The organism is Kitasatospora sp. NPDC057512 (assembly GCF_042802135.1).
Classification (GTDB): domain Bacteria; phylum Actinomycetota; class Actinomycetes; order Streptomycetales; family Streptomycetaceae; genus Kitasatospora.
This window is the reverse complement of sequence record NZ_JBHVET010001209.1, coordinates 1-1,422: the sequence shown is the minus strand read 5'-3', so window position 1 is coordinate 1,422 and position 1,422 is coordinate 1. Positions and strand designations below refer to the sequence as shown.

1 protein-coding gene is annotated in these 1,422 nt (G+C 77.4%); it reads right to left on the bottom strand.

Annotated elements, in window-relative coordinates; all coding sequences use genetic code 11:
• Window positions 1–45: 45 nt before the first annotated feature.
• On the bottom strand, window positions 46–1,422 hold a 1,377-nt coding region (locus ACFU6K_RS38970), incomplete at its 5' end, for an acyltransferase family protein (protein ID WP_380671407.1).

Sequence of the window (1,422 nt, the reverse complement as noted above, 5' to 3'; positions counted from 1 at the left end):
CCACTGGCCGCCCGGCTCGGACCAGGCCCGGGTCTGCCACAGCCTCTACGGCTGAACCGGCTGAACCGGCTGCACCTGCTGAATCGATTGGTCCGGCTGAACCGGCCGCGGCCCCGGAGCCGCGGACGCCGCCGGAGCACCCTGGGCACCCACGGCCCCCGGGGCCCCCAGCAGCCCCCTGTCCAGCCGAGGCGCCAGCACCCGCGCCAGGGTGTCGGTGATGTGGCCGGTGTCCCGGTACAGCACCACGCCCTCCAGCACGGCCGGGCAGGAGGGCCCGGTGCCGGGGCAGAGCAGCGGGCCGAGGTCGAGGGTCCGCACCCCGTACCGGGCGGCGAGCCCGCCGTCCAGTACGGGGTCGGGCTCGAAGGCGGTGTCGCGCGGGAAGAAGCAGGCGTCGGAGCGCCCGTCGGAGGCGGCCAGGCAGGTCGGGATGTCCTTGCCGGGCATCGGGGTGTCGCCGAGGTAGGCGAGCGGGGCGCCGAGCGCGGTGAGCCGGTCCAGGGTGCGGGTCCAGCCCTCGGTGCGCTCCTCCGGGCTGCCGTAGCGGTTGAGGCCCGCCATCAGGACCAGCCGCGGCTTGGGCCCGGAGGCCAGCCGGGTGAGGGTGTTCTCGCGCCAGCGGTCGCACTCCTCGAAGGTCCGGCCGAGCACGTTGTTGCGCACGGTGAGGGTGGCCAGCGGGCAGCCGGGCTTGACCAGGACCTCCAGGGCCCAGTGCCGCTGTTCGGCGAGAGCGAGGCCGGCGGAGATCCACTGCCCGGCGTGCGAGTCGCCGAGCAGCACGATCCGGTCGGGGCTGTCCTCGGCGCCGAAGAGGCAGCGCGGGCTGCTGTCGGCGTTGAGCGGGATCTCGCAGCCCTTGCCGGGCGGGAAGTCCTCCCGGGCCCGGGCCAGCGAGGGCGTCAGGGCGAGCACCCGGGTGCCGGGGGCGAGCAGGCCCGGGCCGTCGGCGGCTCCGGCGGGCGCCGCCACGGGCCCGGAGGAGGGGTCGCCGAGGGCCCGTACGGTGCCGCCGCCGAGGGTGAGCGCGGCGATCAGCGGGATGACCAGGGCGCTGGCGCCGACGGCGAGCCCGCGCCGGGGTGCCGGGCTGCTGCCGTACCGCAGCGGCTGTTCGACCAGCCGCAGGGTGAGCCAGGCGGGCAGCGCGCTGGCGGCGGTGAGCGCGAGCAGGGTGGTCCAGGGCAGTGCGCCGTACCGGGCCTGGGCGATGGTCAGCACCGGCCAGTGCCACAGGTACCAGGCGTACGAGAGCCGTCCGGCGGCGCGCAGCGGGCGGGTGGCGAGCAGCCGCCCCGCGTCGGCGGCGCCGGGGCCGGCGGGCCCGGCGCCGTGTCCGGCGAGCAGGACGGCGGCGGTGCCGAGGACGGGCAGCAGCGCGGCGGTGCCGGGGAAGGGGGTGTTGCGGTCGTACAGGAC